The organism is Streptomyces sp. NPDC014801 (assembly GCF_043082085.1).
GTDB lineage: Bacteria > Actinomycetota > Actinomycetes > Streptomycetales > Streptomycetaceae > Streptomyces.
Map to the genome: position 1 here is coordinate 314,579 of NZ_JBIBXG010000010.1, position 17,996 is coordinate 332,574.

At 71.0% G+C, this 17,996-nt stretch carries 20 protein-coding genes; 13 read left to right on the forward strand and 7 right to left on the reverse strand.

The genetic code is table 11. The annotated features are described in order from the left end of the window. Positions 1-32: 32 nt before the first annotated feature. The 3 genes from ACF1AL_RS25275 to ACF1AL_RS25285 are packed head-to-tail and all read left to right on the forward strand — an operon-like array spanning position 33 to position 1,254. Complete coding sequence (locus ACF1AL_RS25275) at positions 33-617, forward strand: dihydrofolate reductase family protein (RefSeq protein WP_391827470.1); 585 nt, start codon at positions 33-35, stop codon at positions 615-617. 55 nt (positions 618-672) lie between these two features. Then, entirely contained in the window at positions 673-909 is a 237-nt protein-coding gene (locus tag ACF1AL_RS25280; RefSeq protein WP_391703417.1) for a hypothetical protein, read from the forward strand. Positions 910-918: 9 nt separating this feature from the next. Beyond that, positions 919-1,254: a DUF952 domain-containing protein gene (locus ACF1AL_RS25285; protein ID WP_366839335.1), complete on the forward strand. Its 336-nt coding sequence runs from the start codon at positions 919-921 to the stop codon at positions 1,252-1,254. 37 nt (positions 1,255-1,291) lie between these two features. Here ACF1AL_RS25285 and ACF1AL_RS25290 read toward each other — a convergent pair whose 3' ends face one another. Continuing rightward, a complete protein-coding gene (locus ACF1AL_RS25290) occupies positions 1,292-1,702 on the reverse strand; it encodes a VOC family protein (RefSeq protein ID WP_384206589.1) in 411 nt (136 codons plus the stop codon). Between the two features lie 10 nt (positions 1,703-1,712). Further along, positions 1,713-2,105 (reverse strand): helix-turn-helix transcriptional regulator, encoded by a 393-nt coding sequence (locus ACF1AL_RS25295; RefSeq protein ID WP_384206592.1) that lies wholly within the window; start codon positions 2,103-2,105, stop codon positions 1,713-1,715. A gap of 164 nt (positions 2,106-2,269) precedes the next feature. Here ACF1AL_RS25295 and ACF1AL_RS25300 point away from each other — a divergent pair, with 164 nt between their 5' ends. The 6 genes from ACF1AL_RS25300 to ACF1AL_RS25325 all read left to right on the forward strand — a co-directional run bounded on the left by ACF1AL_RS25300 (position 2,270) and on the right by ACF1AL_RS25325 (position 9,486). Continuing rightward, complete coding sequence (locus ACF1AL_RS25300) at positions 2,270-3,760, forward strand: right-handed parallel beta-helix repeat-containing protein (RefSeq protein ID WP_391827472.1); 1,491 nt, start codon at positions 2,270-2,272, stop codon at positions 3,758-3,760. 128 nt (positions 3,761-3,888) lie between these two features. Next, a complete protein-coding gene (locus tag ACF1AL_RS25305) occupies positions 3,889-4,950 on the forward strand; it encodes a substrate-binding domain-containing protein (RefSeq protein ID WP_391827474.1) in 1,062 nt (353 codons plus the stop codon). A 222-nt stretch (positions 4,951-5,172) separates the two neighbouring features. After that, on the forward strand, positions 5,173-6,510 hold the full coding sequence (locus tag ACF1AL_RS25310) for an ABC transporter substrate-binding protein (RefSeq protein ID WP_391827476.1): 1,338 nt from the start codon (positions 5,173-5,175) through the stop codon (positions 6,508-6,510). Then, positions 6,510-7,493: a carbohydrate ABC transporter permease gene (locus tag ACF1AL_RS25315; RefSeq protein WP_391827478.1), complete on the forward strand. Its 984-nt coding sequence runs from the start codon at positions 6,510-6,512 to the stop codon at positions 7,491-7,493. Before ACF1AL_RS25310 ends, ACF1AL_RS25315 begins: the two co-directional genes overlap by 1 nt. Beyond that, positions 7,490-8,398: a carbohydrate ABC transporter permease gene (locus tag ACF1AL_RS25320; RefSeq protein WP_391827480.1), complete on the forward strand. Its 909-nt coding sequence runs from the start codon at positions 7,490-7,492 to the stop codon at positions 8,396-8,398. Before ACF1AL_RS25315 ends, ACF1AL_RS25320 begins: the two co-directional genes overlap by 4 nt. A 107-nt stretch (positions 8,399-8,505) precedes the next feature. Beyond that, the gene (locus ACF1AL_RS25325) at positions 8,506-9,486 is read left to right on the forward strand and encodes a hydroxyacid dehydrogenase (RefSeq protein WP_391827578.1); all 981 of its coding nucleotides are present in this window, start codon (positions 8,506-8,508) and stop codon (positions 9,484-9,486) included. Between the two features lie 130 nt (positions 9,487-9,616). On the opposite strand, the gene sodN is transcribed toward ACF1AL_RS25325, so the two are convergent. Then, a complete protein-coding gene (gene sodN, locus ACF1AL_RS25330) occupies positions 9,617-10,012 on the reverse strand; it encodes a superoxide dismutase, Ni (RefSeq protein WP_103781377.1) in 396 nt (131 codons plus the stop codon). A gap of 145 nt (positions 10,013-10,157) precedes the next feature. On the opposite strand from sodN, the gene sodX reads away from it, so the two are divergent. Continuing rightward, positions 10,158-10,592 carry a nickel-type superoxide dismutase maturation protease gene (gene sodX, locus ACF1AL_RS25335; protein ID WP_391819806.1) on the forward strand — a complete coding sequence of 145 codons (435 nt, stop codon included), beginning with the start codon at positions 10,158-10,160 and terminating at the stop codon, positions 10,590-10,592. Here sodX and ACF1AL_RS25340 read toward each other — a convergent pair. Further along, positions 10,496-11,125, reverse strand: coding sequence for a CGNR zinc finger domain-containing protein (locus ACF1AL_RS25340; RefSeq protein WP_366839327.1), 630 nt, complete (start codon positions 11,123-11,125; stop codon positions 10,496-10,498). The two genes, sodX and ACF1AL_RS25340, sit on opposite strands and share 97 nt — an antisense overlap. Positions 11,126-11,225: 100 nt before the next feature. Between ACF1AL_RS25340 and ACF1AL_RS25345 the strand changes: the two genes are divergently transcribed. Beyond that, positions 11,226-12,008, forward strand: coding sequence for a class I SAM-dependent methyltransferase (locus tag ACF1AL_RS25345; RefSeq protein ID WP_391827483.1), 783 nt, complete (start codon positions 11,226-11,228; stop codon positions 12,006-12,008). 63 nt (positions 12,009-12,071) lie between these two features. Here ACF1AL_RS25345 and ACF1AL_RS25350 read toward each other — a convergent pair whose 3' ends face one another. From ACF1AL_RS25350 to ACF1AL_RS25360, 3 genes are all read right to left on the reverse strand, one after another. Further along, positions 12,072-12,824, reverse strand: a complete 753-nt coding sequence (locus ACF1AL_RS25350) for an amino acid ABC transporter ATP-binding protein (protein WP_391827580.1) — start codon at positions 12,822-12,824, stop codon at positions 12,072-12,074. A gap of 83 nt (positions 12,825-12,907) precedes the next feature. Beyond that, positions 12,908-13,846 (reverse strand): amino acid ABC transporter permease, encoded by a 939-nt coding sequence (locus tag ACF1AL_RS25355; protein ID WP_366839325.1) that lies wholly within the window; start codon positions 13,844-13,846, stop codon positions 12,908-12,910. Positions 13,847-13,881: 35 nt separating this feature from the next. Further along, positions 13,882-14,844, reverse strand: a complete 963-nt coding sequence (locus tag ACF1AL_RS25360) for an ABC transporter substrate-binding protein (RefSeq protein ID WP_386420164.1) — start codon at positions 14,842-14,844, stop codon at positions 13,882-13,884. Positions 14,845-15,439: 595 nt separating this feature from the next. Here ACF1AL_RS25360 and ACF1AL_RS25365 point away from each other — a divergent pair. Beyond that, positions 15,440-16,663 (forward strand): NADP-dependent malic enzyme, encoded by a 1,224-nt coding sequence (locus tag ACF1AL_RS25365; RefSeq protein ID WP_366839322.1) that lies wholly within the window; start codon positions 15,440-15,442, stop codon positions 16,661-16,663. A 316-nt stretch (positions 16,664-16,979) separates the two neighbouring features. Beyond that, entirely contained in the window at positions 16,980-17,945 is a 966-nt protein-coding gene (locus ACF1AL_RS25370) for a zinc-binding dehydrogenase (protein ID WP_366839321.1), read from the forward strand. Positions 17,946-17,996: the final 51 nt, after the last annotated feature.

Sequence of the window (17,996 nt, forward strand, 5' to 3'; positions counted from 1 at the left end):
TCGTGGTTGTCGTCCACGGAAAAGAGACCGGCTTGCGCAAGCTCACGTATTACATCGCCTGCTCGATCGACGGGTTCATCGGCGACCCGAGCGGTGACGCGTCGTCGATGTACGCCTTCGCCGACGAGGAGTTCATCGCGTTCGTCACGCAGGAGTATCCGGAGACCCTGCCCACGCACGTCCGCCGTGGCCTCGGGATCGACGAGGTGCCGAACAGGAAGTTCGACACGATCATCCAGGGCCGTGCGAGCTACGAGGTCGCGCTGAAGGAGGGCATCACCAGCCCCTTCGGCCACCTGCGCGAGTACGTCGCCTCGCGCACCCTGGGGGAGTCCCCGGACCCGCACGTCGAGATCGTCGCCGACGATCTGGTGGGCAAGGTCCGCGAGCTCAAGCGCGAGGACGGGGAGCTGGGCATCTATCTGTGCGGCGGCGCCCGGGCCGCGGGCGAGCTGGTCGACGAGATCGACGAACTGGTCGTCAAGACCTACCCGCAGATCTACGGCTCGGGCATGCCGATGTTCGCCTCCGGGTTCGCCGTCGCGGACTTCCAACTGGAGGATCTGCGCACCTTCAAGAACGGCGCCTTGGTGCGGACGTACAGCAGGAAGCGCTGACCCGGGGTCCGTACAGCAGGAAGCGCTGACCCGGGGTCCGTCCTACGCTGAGGAGATGGACGGCGACCGCGACGACGACCGCGACGGGCAGGTCTGTTCCGTCTGCGGACAGCCCGTCGCCACCGTGGTGCACCGGCACAAGACGCTGGGCGCCTGGGTGCCGGTGTGGGGACCCGGTCCCTGCCACAACCCGGAATGCCCGGCCTGCGCCGAGCCGGGATCGGCCGGCGAGGCCGTCGTCCCGGCGGACGGAACCGACGCCTCCGCGTCCGCCCCCGACCAGAGCGGCTAGCGTGGGCGCATGACCGACGCCCCGCACATCCTCCACATCACCGAACGCTCCCTGTGGGAGGCCGCACAGGCCCGGGGCGCGTACACGATGTCGACCCGTGGCCGCACCCTGGAGCAGGAGGGGTTCATCCACTGCTCCACCCGGGCCCAGCTCCCGGCCGTGGCCGCCTTCCTGTACGGCGGCGACGACGCACCGGACGACCTGGTCGTCCTGGTCGTGGACCCGGCGCGGCTGGACGCGCCGCTGAAGTACGAGGCGCCCGAGCCGGGCGCCGAGGAGTTCCCGCACGTGTACGGCCCGATCCCGGTGGACGCGGTGGTGTCCGTCGAGCCGTGGCAGGCCTGAGCCGAGGCGTCGAGCGCCGGGGCCGGACGCCGACCCCTCAGGCCGCCGCCCGCTGCATGAACCGCAGCAGGTTGCCCGCCGGGTCGCGGAACGCGCAGTCGCGTACGCCGTAGGGCTGGTCCATCGGCTCCTGGAGGATGTCCGTGCCGGCCTCCCGGACCCGCTCGCACAGCGCCTCGCAGTCGGGAGTGGTGAAGATGACCCCGCGCAGCACGCCCTTGGCCAGCAGCCGGGTCAGGGTCTCGCGGTCGGCGGGGGAGGCGTCGGCGGCCGGCGGCTCCAGGACGATCTCCACGTCCGGCTGGAGCGGGGAGCCGACGGTCAGCCAGCGCAGTCCCTCGAACTCCACGTCGTTGCGCAGCTCCAGACCGAGGACGTCCCGGTAGAAGGCGAGCGCCTTGTCGGGGTCGTCGACGGTGATGAAGCACTGCTTCAGTTTCACATCCATGACGGTCAACCTAGGGTCTGCGCGGTCGCGTGAGCCTGCGCACCACGCAGGGCGGGATCTGCGCGGCCGCCTCGTGCGGTCGGGCCCGGTACGCGCTCGGCGTCACGCCCACCAGCTGGGTGAACCGGGAGCTGAACGAGCCGAGCGAGGTGCACCCCACGGCGAAGCACACCTCGGTCACGCTCAGGTCCCCGCGCCGCAGCAGTGCCTTGGCGCGTTCGACCCGGCGGGTCATCAGATAGCCGTAGGGCGTCTCGCCGTACGCGGCGCGGAAGCTGCGCTGGAAGTGGCCCGGTGACATCAGCGCCGTACGGGCGAGCGCGGCGATGTCGAGGGGCTCGGCGTACTCGCGGTCCATGCGGTCGCGAGCCGTGCGCAGCCGTACCAGGTCCTCGGGTGTCACCCGGTCAGGATCTCACGCCCTTCCGGCAGAGGAAACGGGGATCAGTTGATCGAACGGCGAGCGATTACCGATCGATTGATACATGAGCATTGACGCGATCCGTGCGGCTCCCTAGCTTCGGGGCTCGTCCCGGTCCCTTGAGCCACCAGAAAGGTGGACGCGTCATGAGGATCAGCCCCGCCCTGCGCGGACTGGCCGTCGCCGCCCTCGCCCTGAGCGGTGCGGCCGCCCTGCCGCCGGCTCCGGCCGCGGCCGCCGGCACCACCACCTACGTCGACTGCTCGCGCGCCGCCGCGGGCGACGGCAGCGCGGCCGCCCCCTTCCACAGCCTCGCCCAGGCGAGCGCCCGCACCTACGGCCCCGGCGACACGCTCGCCCTGGCCGCCGGCACCACCTGCACCGGCACGCTCACGCCCCAGGGCAGCGGCACCGCCGCCGCCCCCGTCACGCTCACCTCGTACGGGTCCGGCGCCCGGCCCGTCATCGACGGCGGCGGCGCGCCCGACGCCGTCGCCTTCACGAATCAGGACCACTGGACGGTCACCGGGCTGAAGATCACCAACCCGGCCGCGTCGCCGGCCCGCCGCACCGGCCTGCGCGTCTCGGTGACCGACGGGCGTGCGCACTCCGGCTTCGACATCGGTGATCTCGTCGTGGACCGGGTCGCCGGGCAGACGAACAAGAACAGCCCCACCACCGAGGACTACGTCCAGTCCGCCGGCATCGTCACCGGGGCCAGCGGCACCGGGTCCGTGCTCCAGGACGTCCACGTGCACGACAACGCCGTCAGCAACACCGGCGGCGGCGGTGTGAAGGTCCGCGTCGGCTCGATGGCGCTGCGCGGCGCGGGGGTGCTGGTCGAACGGAACACGATCACCGACGTCGGCGGCGACGGCATCATCGTCAGCTACGGCGAGGCGCCGCTGATCCAGTACAACACCGCGGCGGGCGTCGGGAACGGCGTCTACCCCTTCTCCGGCGGGAACTTCGCCGGGATCTGGGTGCTCGGCGGGCACAACCCGGTCATGCAGTACAACGCCGTCCACGACATCACGCGGATGTCCGTCTTCGACAGCGAGTCCTTCGACTGCGACTGGGGCAACACCGGCACCTGCACGGTCCAGTACAACTTCAGCCGGGACAACGTCGGCGGCTTCTTCCTCGACTGCGACGGCTGCGGCACCAGCGGCGGCGCGACCCAGATCGTCCGCTACAACGTCTCCGAGGGCGACTGCCGGATCGTGCACGCCTCCGGCGGGAAGTCCGCGCTGCGGATGTACAACAACGTCTTCTACTGCCCGGACAAGAAGTTCGACGTCACGCTGCCCCCGACCAGCCTCGTCGAGAACAACATCTGGGTGGGCACCGCCGACTCCACGCTGCCCACCGGCTCCGGCGTCTCCTGGCTGTGGAACGTCTTCCAGGGCGTGCCCCGGCCCACCGCCAACGGCATCGTCGGCGACCCGCGGTTCACCGCGCCCGGCACCGGCGGCGACACCCTCGCCTCGGCCGACGGCTACCGGCTGCGCGCCGACTCCCCGGCCCTCGGCAACGGCGGCGTCGTCCAGGACAACGGCGGCCACGACTACTGGGGCAACCCGGTCTCCGCGACCGCGAAGCCGCACCGGGGGGCGTACAACGGCCCCGGGCTGTAGCCGGCCGCCCGCAGGCTGAGCGAATTGATCAGGTGACCGCGATGTGATCGGATACCGTGAGGGCGGGAGGTCGTGCGCCCCGAGGCGGACGGCGACGGGCGCGACCGCGCCAGGATCAGGAGGACCCGATGGCCACATCGGCGCAGGAACGCCGTACGCGCATCCTCGAGGTGGTGCGGGAGGCCGGATCGGTCCGGGTCGTCGAGCTCGCCGAACGCCTCGGCATCCCCGCCGTCACCATCCGCCGCGACGTGGCCGCGCTGGCCGAGGAGGGCCGCCTGGAGCGCACGCACGGGGCGGTCTCCCTGCCGGCGGGCGCCCCCGTGGGCCGGCCGGGCGGGCAGGGGCGGGTGATCGGCATGCTCGTGCCGTCCGTCGGGTCGTACTTCGACGAGGTCGTCGCGGGTGCCAGCGCCGCGGCGACCGCCGCCGGGGCCCGGGTCGTCCTCGGCATCGCGCCCTACGAGGCGGACAGCGACCGCGGCCAGGTGGAGCGGCTGCTGGAGTCCGACGTCGACGGGCTGCTGCTGACCCCGAACTGGTCCGCGGGGACCGGGCTCGTGGGCAGCGACTGGCTGGGCGACCTGCCCGTCCCGGCCGTCCTGGTGGAGCGGCGGGCCGCGCCCGCGAGCCCCGCCGCCGGACTCGACGCGGTCTGCTCCAACCACCGCCACGGCGTCCTGCTCGCCCTGCGCCGGCTGGCCGGGCGCGGCCACACCTCCGTCCTGCTCGCGGCCCGCTCCGACACCCGCACCGCGCACGAGGTGCGCGCCGGGTACGCCCTGGCCGTCGAGGGGCTCGGGCTGGAGGACCTGCCCGTGATCGACGTGCCCACGCCGGCCGCCGGCCACCCCGCGGGCGCGCACCAGGAGCTGGCGGCGCGGATCGCCGAGGCCGCCGACCGCGGCGTGCGGGCCGTGCTGGTCCACAACGACCAGGACGCCATCCAGCTGCCGCCGCTGCTGCGCGCCCACGGCCTGACCGTCCCCGACGACCTCGCCCTGGTGTCGTACGACGACGTGTACGCGAACCTGTCCGACCCGCCGCTGACCGCGGTGGCCCCGCCGAAGCGGGCCGTGGGCGCGGAGGCGCTGCGGCTGCTGCTGCGCCGCCTGGACGAGGGCGACGCGCTGCCGGTCCACCAGATCGAGCTGCTGCCCACGCTCACCGTGCGGGCGTCCTGCGGCTGACGGCCGGCCGACGGGCTCTGGCCGGTTCGGGCTGGCCCGGACGCCAGGGTCCGGCCGGTTCGAGCAGGCCCGGCCGACAGGTCCGGCCCCTTCAGGCTGAACCGACGGGCTCCAGCCGCTTCGCGCTGATCACTTCAGATCATTTGATCGAAGAGTATTGACTGCGATCAAATGGCGGCTGAGGATGTCACTCGATCCCGCCCCGTTCAAGGAGCCGCGCCCATGACTTCCTCCGCCACCGCACGCAGAGTCCGCTCCACCGCCCTGATCGCCGTCACCGCCCTGTCCCTCGGCGCGCTCGCCGCCTGCGGCTCGGGCGAGGACGCGGACGCCGGCGCCGCAGGCAAGGGCGGCCCCGTGACGATCACCTTCTGGGGCTGGGCCAAGGGCACCAAGGACGTCGTCGACGCCTTCAACGCGGCGCAGAAGGACGTGAAGGTGCAGTTCCAGGAGATCCCCTCCGGCAACGCCGGCGGCTACGCCAAGATCTCCAACGCGGTCAAGGCGGGCAACGCGCCCGATGTGTTCAACGTGGAGTACCCGCAGCTGCCGGACTTCGTCAGCCAGGGCGCCGTCAAGGACATCAGCAAGCTCGTCCCCGCCGACCTCAAGGGCAAGTACCTGCCGCAGGCCGTGCAGCTGACCACGCTCGGCGGGTCGACCTGGGCGCTGCCGCTGGACGCCGCGCCGCAGGCCTTCTACTACCGCAAGGACGTCTTCGCCAAGGCGCACATCACCACGCCGCCGAAGACCTGGGCCGAGTTCCGCGCCGACGCCGAGAAGATCAAGAAGGCCGACCCCAAGGCCCGTATCGCCACCTTCTTCCCCGACGACCCCAGCACCTTCGAGGCGATGGCCTGGCAGGCGGGCGCGCAGTGGTTCAAGACCGAGGGCGACACCTGGAAGGTGAACTTCACCGACGCCGCGACCCGGCAGACCGCCGACTACTGGCAGAAGATGATCGACGACGACCTGATCGACGTCGCCCCGTCCTTCTCCCAGCAGTGGACCGCCGCCCTGCAGAAGGGGCAGACCGCCGGCTACCTCGGCGCGAGCTGGGGCGCCGGAGTGCTCGGCGGCACGCTGCCGGACCAGACCGGCAAGTGGGCGGCCGCGCCGATCCCGACCGCCGACGGCAACCCGGCGAGCGGCATGCTCGGCGGCTCCACCTTCGCCGTGTCCAAGGACAGTGAGAAGGCCGAGGCCGCGGTGAAGTTCGCCGCGTGGGCGACCACCACCGAGGCCGGCATCAAGGCCCGTATCGCCAGCGGCACCTCCTCCGCCTACCCGGCCGCTCCCGCGCTCGTGCCGGTCGCCAAGAACGCCTTCAAGGGGCAGCTGTTCGCCGGGCAGGACGTCTACACGCTCTTCGAGGACGCCGCGAAGTCGATCCGCCCCGACTGGGCCTGGGGCCCGGCCATGGGCGTCACCAACAACTCCCTGAAGGACTCCTTCGCCGGCATCAAGGGCGGCGAGGGCAGCATCCTCGACAGCGTCGAGGGCGCCCAGGCCGCGACCACCAAGGAGCTCGGCAACCGCGGCATCAAGGTGACCGGCTGATGGTCGCCCCGACCCTGCCCGGCGGCACCGCCCCCGCCTCCCGCACCGCCCCGGCCTCCGGCGCCGCCCCGGCCTCCCGGAGCGCCGGCCGGCGCGGGAGGCCCGGCGCCCCGGTGCTCCTGCTGCTGCCGTTCTTCGTGCTCTTCACCGCCTGCACGCTCGTGCCCATCGGCAACGCCGTCTACCTCAGCCTCTTCCGCGAGCGGCGCTCCGGGCTCGGCTTCGGCGGCGTGCAGCGCGTCTTCACCGGCCTTAGCAACTACACCGACGCCCTCGGCGACGCCGCCTTCCGGGACGGCTTCCTCAACCTGGCGCTCTACTGCCTGCTGTACATCCCGCTCATGCTGGCGCTGTCCCTGCTGCTGGCTCTGCTGCTGGACTCCACGCTCGCCCGCGCCCGGCGCTTCTTCCAGCTGGCGCTGTTCCTGCCGCACGCCGTGCCCGGCATCATCGCCGCCCTGGTGTGGATGTACCTGTACACGCCCGGCGTGAGCCCGGTGATCGGCGCCCTGCACTCCGGTGGCATCGAGGCCGACCTGCTCGGCCACCCCGTCCCGGCCGTCGTCAACATCGCGCTGTGGGAGTGGACCGGCTACAACCTGATCATCTTCTTCGCCGCCCTCCAGGCCATCCCGCGCGAGGTGCTGGAAGCCTCCGTCGTCGACGGCGCCGGCCCGCTGCGCACCGCGCTGAGCATCAAGCTGCCGCTGATCCGGCCCTCGCTCGCCATGGTCGGCCTGTTCACCGTGATCGGCTCGCTGCAGCTGTTCACCGAGCCGACGATCCTGCACGGCGCGGCCCCCGGCGTCGTCACCACCTGGACCCCCAACATGTACGCCTACACCGCGGCCTTCGAGCGGAACGACTACGGCCTCGCCGCGGCCGCCTCGGTCCTGCTCGCCCTCGCCGCCGCCCTGCTGTCCTTCGTGGTCACCCGCCTCGGCGGCGGCCGCGGGGCCCGCCCGAAGGGAGCGAAGGCATGAGCACCGCCGCGCCCGTACGCCCGCAGCCCCTCAAGAGCGCCCCGCGCGAGACACCCGAGGCCGCACGCCGCCCCTGGTCGCTGTCCAAGGCGGCCGTCAACGGCATCCTGCTGCTGGCCACCGCCTACACCCTCTTCCCGCTGCTGTGGCTGCTGACCGCCGCCGCCAAGAACACCGGCGACCTGCTCGGCGGGCGGACCCTGTCCCCGTCGCGCTGGCACCTCGGCGACAACCTCGCGAACCTCGCCGCGACCGGGGACGGCGTGTACTTCCGCTGGTACCTCAACTCCCTGCTGTACGCGGGCGGCGGCGCCCTGCTGTGCGGGCTGATCTGCGTCGCCGCGGGCTACGCCTTCCATGTGGCGCGCTTCGCCGGCAAGGAGAAGCTGTTCGGCCTGGTGCTGCTCGGCGTGCTGGTGCCGACCACCGCGCTCGCCCTGCCGATGTACCTGCTCGCCTCCAAGGTGGGCCTGGTGAACACCTTCTGGGCGGTGTTCCTGCCGTCGCTGGTCAACCCGTTCGGCGTGTACCTGGCCCGGGTCTTCTGCGCCGGTTACGTGCCCGGCGAGGTGCTGGAGGCCGCGCGCATGGACGGCGCGGGGGAGCTGCGGATCTTCCGGTCGATCGGGCTGCGCATGGTGATGCCGGGGTTCGTGACGATCTGCCTGTTCCAGTTCACGGCGATCTGGAACAACTTCTTCCTGCCGCTGGTGATGCTGTCCGACACCAAGCTCTTCCCGGTCAGCCTCGGCCTGTACGCGTGGAACACGCAGACCCACTCCTTCCCCGAGTACTACCCGCTGGTGGTGACCGGCTCCCTGCTCGCCGTGATCCCGCTCGTCGTCGCCTTCGTCGCGCTGCAGCGGTTCTGGAAGGCGGGCATGACCGCGGGGGCCGTGAAGTGACCGACTCCACCACCCTCGGGGGCCGTGACGTGACCGACTCCACCGCACGCCAGGGCCGTGACACGACCGTCTCCGCGCCGCGCCGCAGGCCGCGCGCCCTGCTGGCCATGCACGCCGACCTGGCGGCCAAGCTCATCGACCCGGCGACCATGACCCGGCTCACCGACCTCGCGGACCTCGACCCGAAGCTGGTCGTCGAGGACTTCACCGAGCCGCGCGCGGCGGCCGCCCTGCGCGAGGCGGAGGTCGTCGTCAGCAGCTGGGGCTGCCCGCCGCTCACCGAGGACGTGCTCGCCGCGGCGCCCCGGCTGCGGGCGGTGGTCCACGCGGCCGGCTCGGTCAAGCACCACATCACCGAGGCCTGCTGGGACTGCGGCATCGAGGTGACCTCCGCCGCCTGGGCGAACGCCCTGCCCGTCGCGGAGTACACCGTCGCGCTGGTCCTGCTCGCGGGCAAGCAGCTGCTGCGCATCCGCGACGACTACCGGCGCCGCCGCGCCCGCCACGACTGGCAGGCCGCGTACGCCGGCGCCGGCAACTACCACCGCACGGTGGGCATCGTCGGCGCCTCCCGCATCGGCCGCCGGGTCCTGGAACTGCTGCGGCCGCACGACCTGGAGCTGCTGCTGTACGACCCCTACGTCCCGCCCGCCGAGGCGCGGGCGCTGGGGGCGCGGGCCGTCGGCCTGGACGAGCTGTGCGCCGCGTCCGACGTGGTCAGCGTGCACGCGCCGGAACTCCCCGAGACCCGGCACCTGATCGACCGGGACCGCCTGGCGCTGATGCGCACCGGCGCCACGCTGATCAACACCTCGCGCGGCTCCCTGATCGACCAGGACGCGCTCACCGAGGAGCTGACGACGGGCCGCCTCCACGCGGTCCTGGACGTGACGGTCCCGGAGGTCCTGCCGCCGGACTCCCCGCTGTACGACCTGCCCAACGTCCTGCTGACCCCGCACATCGCGGGCTCCCTCGGCAACGAGCTGCACCGGATGGCGTCGGCGGCGGCGGACGAACTGGAGCGCTACGCCGCGGGCGTCCCGTTCGCCCATCCCGTCTCCCGGGCGGAGTGGCACCGCTCGGCCTGAGGCCGGCCAGGGTGGCAGGAGGGGTTCGGGGCACGACGAAGGGGCCGGTCGGGTGATCCGACCGGCCCCTTCGCTCACGGGCCGCCCCCGCGGTGGTGCACCGACCGCGGGTCGGCGACGGCTGCCGTGATCAGGCCTTCTTGGTCTCCCAGAAGATCTTGTCGATCTCCGCGATGAGCTCCAGGGCCTTCTCGCCCGTCTTCGGGTCGGTGGAGGCCTTGGCGGCCGAGAGGGCCTTCAGGGTGTCGTTGACCAGCTGGTGCAGCTGCGGGTACTTCTCGAAGTGGGGCGCCTTGAAGTAGTCGCTCCACAGCACGGACACGTGGTGCTTCGCGAGCTCGGCGCGCTGCTCCTTGATGACCGTGGCACGAGCCTGGAAGTGCGGGTCGTCGTTGCCGGCCATCTTCTCCTGCACGGCCTTCACCGACTCCGCCTCGATGCGGGCCTGGGCCGGGTCGTACACACCGCAGGGCAGGTCGCAGTGCGCGCTGACCTTGACCTTGGGGGCAAACAGGCGGGAAAGCATGGAGCGTTCCTTCCTCGTGATCGTCTTCTCAGGTGGGACATTACTCCCTGCGGCACGGCTTTTCGCGAGTGCCCCCTTGGGCTTAGGACAAAAGTCCAGGGTGAAACTGGGACTGGTGGAGGATCGGACCGGGGAGGTACCGGTGATGCCGGAGCTGTCGCAGGACATGGAGCGGGGAAAGGCCGTGCTGCCTTTCGGGCTGGCCGAGGTGACCGGTCCCTCCATGGTGCCCACGCTGTACCACGGAGACCGGCTCCTGGTGCGCTACGGCGCCCGGATCCGCCCCGGTGACGTGGTCGTCCTGCGCCATCCCTTCCAGCAGGACCTGCTGGTCGTCAAGCGGGCGGTGGAGCTGCGCGAGGGCGGCTGGTGGGTGCTCGGCGACAACGCCTGGGCGGGCGGCGACAGCACCGACTACGGCGCCGTGCCCGAGGAGCTGATCCTCGGGCGGGTGCGCTTCCGCTACCGGCCCCGCAAACAGGATCAGCGCTCGCCGCTCGCGGTGGCGCGCTGGGCGTTCTCGGCCGCCCGGCCGGTGCTCGCCGACCGGTCGGCCTCCAGGCGCTTGCGGGCGCGGTAGGCGGCCACGTTGGCGCGGGTGGCGCAGCGGTCGGAGCAGTAGCGCCGCGAGCGGTTGGTCGAGGTGTCCAGGTAGGCGTTGCGGCAGGGTGCGGCCTCGCACAGGCCGAGCCGGTCCACGCCGTACTCGGTGAGGTGGAAGGCCAGGCCCATCGCGGCGATGGCGGCGTAGCCGGCGGTGGCGTTGGACGGGTGGTCGGCCAGGTGCATGTGCCACAGCGGCCGGCCGTCGTCGTCGCGGTGGTCGTGACCGGAGATCTGGGGGCTGACCGGGAACTCCAGCAGCAGCGCGTTGAGCAGGTCCACCGCGCGGGTCTCGTCGCCCTCGTCGGCCGCCTCGAAGACGGCGCGCAGCCGTGCCCGGACCGAGCGGAACCGGGTGACGTCCGCGTCGGTGGCGCGGCGGGCCGCCGACTGGTTGACGCCGAACAGGTCCCGGACGGCCTCCACCGAGGTCAGGACGTCCTTGCCCCGGGCCGGCTCCTCGCTGTTCACGAGCCGTACGGCGTAGTCCGAGTAATAGGCCAGTTCCACTTGTAGTCCTTACGAAGGCGCTCTATGGTCGTGGGTGCGGTCGGGTAACAGCCGGTCGTGCTTCCAGGGTATTACGGTCATCCTTGACGGAGGGGCAGCGATGACGGACACCTCTACCACCACGACGTCCACCACCCACGGCACCGACTGGCGGGCATGGCAGCAGAGCTGGGACCGCCAGCAGGAGTGGTACATGCCCGACCGCGAGGACCGCTTCCGGGTCATGCTGGACATGGTGGAGGCCTTCTGCGGGACCGAGGCGCGCGTCCTCGACCTCGCCTGCGGCACCGGCAGCATCACCGCCCGCCTGCTCGACCGGTTCCCCCGCGCCGTCAGCACCGGCGTCGACCTCGACCCCGCCCTGCTCACCATCGCCCGCTGCACCTTCGCCGGGGACGACCGTGTCACCCTCGTCGAGGCCGACCTCACCGACCCCGACTGGCCGGCGCGGCTGCCGTACGACACCTACGACGCGGTCCTGACCGCGACCGCCCTGCACTGGCTGCGCAAGGAGCCCCTGCGCGTCCTCTACGGGCAGCTCGCCGGACTGGTCCGCCCCGGCGGTGTCTTCATCGACGCGGACCACATGATCGACGACACCACGCCGCGGATCAACGCGGCCGAGGAGATCTTCAGCCGCACCCGCAGGGATCAGGCCAGGCGCGCCGGCGCGGTCGACTGGGCCGAGTGGTGGGCGCTGGCCGCCAAGGACCCGGTCCTCGCCGCCCCCACGGCCCGCCGCTTCGAGATCTACGGCGTCCACGCCGACGGCGAGATGCCCTCCGCGGCCTGGCACGCGCGCGTGCTGCGCGAGCAGGGGTTCGAGGAGGCGCGGCCGGTGTGGGCCTCCCCGTCCGACACGATGCTCCTCGCGCTCCGGTAACGGGCCCACGCGCGAAGGGGCGGTACGGCCCGGCCGTACCACCCCTTCGCGCGTGTCGAACGCCTACAGCACCTTGGACAGGAAGGACTTCGTCCGCTCGTGCTGCGGGTCGGTCAGGACGTCGCGCGGGTGGCCGGACTCGACCACCACACCGCCGTCCATGAAGACCAGGCTGTCGCCCACCTCGCGGGCGAAGCCCATCTCGTGCGTGACGACCACCATCGTCATGCCCGACTCGGCCAGGTCCCGCATGACGTCGAGGACGTCACCCACGAGCTCGGGGTCCAGCGCCGAGGTCGGCTCGTCGAACAGCATCAGCTTCGGGTCCATCGCCAGCGCGCGGGCGATCGCCACGCGCTGCTGCTGGCCGCCGGAGAGCTGCGAGGCGTAGTTGCGCGCCTTGTCGGCCAGGCCGACGCGCTCCAGCAGCTGCATGGCGCGCTCCCGCGCCTGCGTCTTGCCGGTGCCCTTGACCTGCATCGGCGCTTCCATGACGTTCTCGACGGCCGTCATGTGCGGGAAGAGGTTGAACCGCTGGAACACCATGCCGATGTCCCGGCGCTTGCGCGCGACCTCGCTGTCCTTCAGCTCGTACAGCTTGTCGCCCTTCTGGCGGTAGCCGACCAGCTCGCCGTCGACGTACAGCCGGCCGGCGTTGATCTTCTCCAGGTGGTTGATGCACCGCAGGAAGGTCGACTTGCCGGAACCGGACGGGCCGATCAGGCAGAACACCTCGCCCTGCTTGACCTCCAGGTCGATGCCCTTGAGCACCTGCACGGCACCGAAGTGCTTGTGCACGCCCTCGGCCTTCACCATCGCCGGGGTCGCCGCCGGAGCGGCGTCCGTCTTCGCGGGCTCGGCGGCCTTGTCGGTCTTCACCGGCTTGGCGGTCTTGTCCGTCATGCCGCAGCCCCCTCTCGGTGGGTCAGGGAGAGCACGTTCGCCTTGATCTTCTGCCACGGCGTGGCCGGCAGCTGGCGCGAGGAGCCGCGGGCGTAGTAACGCTCCAGGTAGTACTGGCCCACGCTGAAGATCGAGGTCAGCAGCAGGTACCAGGCGGCGGCCAGGAACAGCATTTCGGCCGGGGCGCCGGAGGTCTGGCCGATGTCCTGTGCGACGCGCAGCAACTCGGAGTACTGGACGACCGAGACCAGCGAGGTCGTCTTCAGCATGTTGATGACCTCGTTGCCCGTCGGCGGCACGATGACGCGCATCGCCTGCGGGATGACGATCCGGCGCAGCGTCTTGCTGTGGCTCATGCCCAGCGCGTGCGCCGCCTCGGTCTGGCCCTCGTCGACCGCGAGCAGGCCGGCGCGGCAGATCTCGGCCATGTACGCGGCCTCGTTCAGGCCGAGGCCGAGCAGCGCCGTCAGGAACGGGGTCATGAAGTCCGACCACTCGTCCTTGTAGATCGGCCCGAGGTTGATGTACTCGAAGACCAGGCCCAGGTTGAACCAGACGATCAGCTGGACCAGGACCGGGGTGCCGCGGAAGAACCAGATGTAGAACCACGCGATCGACGAGGTCACCGGGTTCTTCGACAGGCGCATCACCGCGAGCACGATGCCGCCGACCACGCCGATCAGCATGGACAGGACGGTCAGCAGCAGCGTGTTGCCCACGCCGTGCAGCACGCGGTCGTTGAAGAAGTAGTCCGGGATCGCACCCCAGTTGATCTTGCCCTGGGAGAACGCGTAGATGATGCCGCCCAGCAGGGCGAGCGCGATGACGGCGGAGACGTACCGCCCGTAGTGACGGACCGGGATCGCCTTGATGGCCTCCGGGCCGGCCGGCGGGGTGGCCGCCGGTTCCGTCGTCTTGTCAGTGTCAACAGTCACGGGTGTTGCCTTTCAGTGCCCGCGGGTACGAGCGGTCACTTGCCGCCGTTGATGGCCGCTGCCTGCACGGCGCCGTCCGTGACGCCCCACTTCTGGAGGATCTTGTTGTACTCGCCGTTCTTGATGATGGCGTCGAGCGCGGCCTTGAGGGCCTCGCGCAGCTGCGTGTTGCCCTTGCCGACGGCGATGCCGTACGGGGCGGCCTCGACCTGCTCGCCGACGATCTGGAAGTCCTTGCCGCCGCCGGAGGTCTTCACCGCGTAGGCGGCGACCGGGAAGTCGGAGGAGCCGGCGTTGGCGCCGCCCGCGCGCAGCCGGGTCTGGGCCTGCTGGTCGGTGTCGAAGGCCTCGATCGACAGCGCCTTGCCCGCCGGGCACTTCTTCGCCTCGGACTTGGCGAGGTCCTCGGAGGTCGTGCCGCGCTGCACCACGATCTTCTTGCCGCACAGGTCGGCCCAGGTCTTGATGCCCTGGTCCTTGCCCTTCTGGGTGTAGATCGAGACACCGGCGGTGAAGTAGTCGACGAAGTCGACGCCCTCGCCGACCTTCTTGCCGGTGTCGGAGTCGATGCCCTCCTGGCGGTCCTTGGTGTCGGTCATCGCGGACATGGCGATGTCGTAGCGCTTGGAACGCAGACCGGTGATCAGGGTGTCGAAGGTGCCGTTCTCGAACTGGAACTTCACCCCGAGCTGCTTGCCCATGGCGTCGGCGATGTCCGGGTCGATGCCGGCGGTCTTGCCGGAGCTGTCCGTGAACTCCACCGGCGCGTACGCGATGTCCGAGCCGACCTTGATGACGCCCTTGTCACGGATGGCCTGGGGCAGCTTGTCGGCGAGCGGAGCCGTGCCGGAGGCCGGGCCGCTGCTCTGGGAACCGCTGTCCTTCTTGGTCTGGTCACCGCAACCGGTGAGCAGGAGCGCGCCTGCGACCGCGATCGCACCGACCGCTGCTAGCCGGGAGTGCGCGGCGGTCGTACGACGGGTGGAGCTTGCGGTCATCGTGGGTTCCTCCGGCGGGATGGGTGGTGCCGATGGTCACGGCAGTTGCCGATGGGTCGACGAGAACACACACCTTCGGGTGTCGCGACCTCGTGTGATTACGGCATCTTGCCATTCGGACTCAGTCATTCAGGTGACTCGCCATGTCAAAATCGGATAACGGGCGACACCCGAACCGCACCACTCCGGTACATCCTGGCCGGACCATCTGCGGGAATCCAGGCTTCCGGCCGGAAGATCTTCGGCGCATCTCAAAATGTGGTCGACGGAGCGCGGCCCCTCGGTGTCCCCGCGTGTCCGCTTGAGTGCACATCGAGGCTTTGTCCAGACCTTGCCCTTATTTTCGATCATGAGAGATGTCACGTCACGGGCCCGACGTGTGACCTTTGCGGTATCGACTCGTCGGCGGCACGGTCCGTCGGGTAAGAAGGTTCTTTACACCCCTCATCCGGGGCTCAGGGCGCGTGTGCGGCGCGCCCGTCGCGTAGGTGCCCGTACGCATCAGTCAAATCGGGCCGTACGCGGTGCCCGCCCGCCCCTCACCAGGGGCGGTAACAAAACCCTCAAACCATGAATACTTAAGGGGTAAAAGAAAGTGGCAGCGGAGATCGTCAATCCTCGCAGCGAGAACAAACCGGATCAGGACGGCGGTGCGGAGCCTCTCGATTCCTTCGATCCGGCGTTCGCCCTGCACCGCGGCGGCAAGATGGCCGTGCAGGCCACCGTGCCCGTCCGTGACAAGGACGACCTGTCCCTCGCGTACACCCCCGGCGTCGCGCGCGTGTGCACCGCGATCGCGGAACAGCCGGAGCTGGTCAACGACTACACCTGGAAGTCGTCCGTGGTCGCCGTCGTGACCGACGGTACGGCCGTCCTCGGGCTCGGGGACATCGGGCCCGAGGCCTCCCTCCCGGTCATGGAGGGCAAGGCCATCCTCTTCAAGCAGTTCGGCGGCGTCGACGCGGTGCCGATCGCGCTCGACTGCACCGGCGTCGACGAGATCGTCGAGACCGTGGTGCGGCTCGCGCCCTCCTTCGGCGGCGTCAACCTCGAGGACATCTCCGCGCCGCGGTGCTTCGAGATCGAGCGCAAGCTCCAGGAGAAGCTCGACATCCCCGTCTTCCACGACGACCAGCACGGCACGGCCGTCGTCACGCTGGCCGCGCTGCGCAACGCCGCCCGGCTGAGCGGGCGGGAGATCGGGCAACTGCGCGCCGTGATCTCCGGTGCCGGCGCGGCCGGTGTCGCCATCGCCAAGATGCTGGTCGAGGCCGGCATCGGGGACGTGGCCGTCACCGACCGCAAGGGCGTCGTGTCCGCGGACCGCGAGGACCTCACCTCCGTGAAGCGGGAACTGGCCTCGTTCACGAACAAGGCCGGGATCACCGGGTCGCTGGAGGACGCGCTGGCCGGCGCCGACGTCTTCATCGGCGTCTCCGGCGGTACGGTGCCGGAGGAGGCCGTGGCGTCCATGGCGAAGGGCGCGTTCGTCTTCGCGATGGCCAACCCGAACCCGGAGGTCCACCCCGACGTCGCGCACAAGTACGCGGCGGTCGTGGCGACCGGGCGGTCCGACTTCCCGAACCAGATCAACAACGTGCTGGCGTTCCCGGGCATCTTCGCGGGCGCGCTGCAGGTGCGGGCCAGCCGGATCACCGAGGGCATGAAGATCGCGGCGGCGGAGGCGCTGGCCTCGGTCGTCGGTGACGACCTCGCGGCCGACTACGTCATCCCCTCGCCCTTCGACGAGCGCGTGGCGCCGGCCGTCACGGCGGCGGTTGCCGCGGCCGCTCGGGCGGAGGGTGTGGCGCGGCGGTAACGCCGCGCTGGGCCGACCTCGGCGAAATGACCCCGTCGGGTGGCGGGGTCATTTTTCTTGCGCCCGGTGGCTTCTTCGGGTGGGGGGTGGTGGGGTCGTCGGTCATCCGCGGGTGGGTGGTGGGCTGGTCGCGCAGTTCCCCGCGCCCCTGAGGGGTTGCAGTCGCCGTCCGCGCCCAGCGCGCCGCGGGCGGCACCCCGTGGCGCCGGGCAAGGCACCCTACGGCGGTCACGGCGACCCCGGGTCGGCGCAAGAGGGTGTGTGTCACAGGGCGTCCTGGTTCCAACCGTGGCGTCACCCACCTATCGTCGGCTTCATGTTCGCTGTCTACGCCGCCCGAATCGACCGCGACCAGCCGCTGAACGGCCTGGAGTTGGGGGAGCGCCCGGCCCCCGAGGCCCGCCCCGGCTGGAGCACCGTCAACGTCAAGGCCGCCTCCCTCAACCACCACGACCTGTGGTCCCTGCGCGGCGTGGGCCTCGCAGAGGACAAGCTGCCGATGATCCTCGGCTGCGACGCCGCCGGCGTCGACGAGGACGGCAACGAGGTCGTCCTGCACTCCGTGATCGGCCAGAGCGGTCATGGCGTCGGCCCCAGGGAACCCCGGTCGATCCTGACCGAGCGGTACCAGGGAACCTTCGCCGAGCAGGTGGCCGTACCGACGTGGAACGTGCTGCCGAAGCCGAAGGAGCTGTCCTTCGAGGAGGCCGCCTGCCTGCCGACGGCCTGGCTGACCGCGTACCGGATGCTGTTCACCAACGCCGGTGTCCGCCCCGGCGACTCCGTGCTGGTGCAGGGCGCCGGCGGTGGTGTCGCCACCGCCGCTATCGTGCTCGGCAAGGCCGCCGGCCTGCGGGTCTTCGCTACCAGCCGCGACGAGGCCAAGCGCAAGCGGGCCCTGGAGCTGGGCGCGGTGGAGGCGCTGGAGTCGGGCGCGCGGCTGCCGCAGCGGGTGGACGCCGTGATCGAGACCGTGGGCGCGGCCACCTGGTCGCACTCGGTGAAGTCGCTGCGGCCCGGCGGCACGCTGGTCATCTCCGGGGCTACCAGCGGTGACCGCCCCTCGCACGCGGAGCTCACCCGGATCTTCTTCCTGGAGCTGAAGGTCGTCGGCTCGACCATGGGCACCAAGGACGAGCTGGAGGACCTGCTCGCCTTCTGCGCCGCCACCGGGGTGCGGCCGGTCATCGACGAGGTGCTGCCGATGGACCGGGCCCGCGAGGGCTTCGAGCGGATGGAGTCCGGCGAGCTGTTCGGGAAGGTCGTGCTCACCAACTCCTGACGGTCCGGTGACGCGGGCGGGTCCGGTGGCGATACCGGGCCCGCCTTTTCC

Excerpts from the sequence above, each read along its gene's own strand:
- ACF1AL_RS25280 (WP_391703417.1), top strand. The coding sequence starts at position 673 with ATGGACGGCGACCGCGACGACGACCGCGACGGGCAGGTCTGTTCCGTC.
- ACF1AL_RS25345 (WP_391827483.1), top strand. The coding sequence starts at position 11,226 with ATGACGGACACCTCTACCACCACGACGTCCACCACCCACGGCACCGAC.
- ACF1AL_RS25290 (WP_384206589.1), bottom strand. The coding sequence starts at position 1,702 with ATGGATGTGAAACTGAAGCAGTGCTTCATCACCGTCGACGACCCCGAC.
- ACF1AL_RS25325 (WP_391827578.1), top strand. The coding sequence starts at position 8,506 with ATGCACGCCGACCTGGCGGCCAAGCTCATCGACCCGGCGACCATGACC.
- ACF1AL_RS25320 (WP_391827480.1), top strand. The coding sequence starts at position 7,490 with ATGAGCACCGCCGCGCCCGTACGCCCGCAGCCCCTCAAGAGCGCCCCG.
- ACF1AL_RS25315 (WP_391827478.1), top strand. The coding sequence starts at position 6,510 with ATGGTCGCCCCGACCCTGCCCGGCGGCACCGCCCCCGCCTCCCGCACC.
- ACF1AL_RS25305 (WP_391827474.1), top strand. The coding sequence starts at position 3,889 with ATGGCCACATCGGCGCAGGAACGCCGTACGCGCATCCTCGAGGTGGTG.
- ACF1AL_RS25370 (WP_366839321.1), top strand. The coding sequence starts at position 16,980 with ATGTTCGCTGTCTACGCCGCCCGAATCGACCGCGACCAGCCGCTGAAC.
- ACF1AL_RS25300 (WP_391827472.1), top strand. The coding sequence starts at position 2,270 with ATGAGGATCAGCCCCGCCCTGCGCGGACTGGCCGTCGCCGCCCTCGCC.
- ACF1AL_RS25310 (WP_391827476.1), top strand. The coding sequence starts at position 5,173 with ATGACTTCCTCCGCCACCGCACGCAGAGTCCGCTCCACCGCCCTGATC.
- ACF1AL_RS25350 (WP_391827580.1), bottom strand. The coding sequence starts at position 12,824 with ATGGTGAAGGCCGAGGGCGTGCACAAGCACTTCGGTGCCGTGCAGGTG.
- ACF1AL_RS25285 (WP_366839335.1), top strand. The coding sequence starts at position 919 with ATGACCGACGCCCCGCACATCCTCCACATCACCGAACGCTCCCTGTGG.
- sodN (WP_103781377.1), bottom strand. The coding sequence starts at position 10,012 with ATGCTTTCCCGCCTGTTTGCCCCCAAGGTCAAGGTCAGCGCGCACTGC.
- ACF1AL_RS25360 (WP_386420164.1), bottom strand. The coding sequence starts at position 14,844 with ATGACCGCAAGCTCCACCCGTCGTACGACCGCCGCGCACTCCCGGCTA.
- sodX (WP_391819806.1), top strand. The coding sequence starts at position 10,158 with ATGCCGGAGCTGTCGCAGGACATGGAGCGGGGAAAGGCCGTGCTGCCT.